Source organism: Stenotrophomonas sp. SrG (assembly GCF_050031795.1).
Taxonomy (GTDB): domain Bacteria; phylum Pseudomonadota; class Gammaproteobacteria; order Xanthomonadales; family Xanthomonadaceae; genus Stenotrophomonas; species Stenotrophomonas rhizophila_A.
The window spans coordinates 1-230 of record NZ_JBNBBE010001745.1 but is presented as its reverse complement, the minus strand read 5'-3'; the positions used below and the strand labels follow the sequence as shown (position 1 = coordinate 230).

Sequence of the window (230 nt, the reverse complement as noted above, 5' to 3'; positions counted from 1 at the left end):
ATTCCGCGACCCTGCCACCAGGCCGCCCCCCAGCGCCGCCGCCGCCAGCGGACCGAGGACGGCCACCGGGCGTCGCGGCGGGTGCGCAGCGGCGAGGGCAGGAAGCACCGCCGCCGCAGCGACCGCAACCGGCAGGGGGGGTGCCAGCAGGCGCGTGGTGTCCGCCCCCGACGCGGCAGTGCGCACGGGCTGGATCGCCCGCGCCGGTGGCGCCAGCGCCGTGGCGTCAG

1 protein-coding gene is annotated in these 230 nt (G+C 80.9%); it reads right to left on the bottom strand.

Annotated features, from left to right (window positions below):
* Nucleotides 1-230, bottom strand: a 230-nt coding sequence (locus ACQG3P_RS25235) for a hypothetical protein (RefSeq protein WP_426806570.1), incomplete at both ends; no start/stop codon positions are given.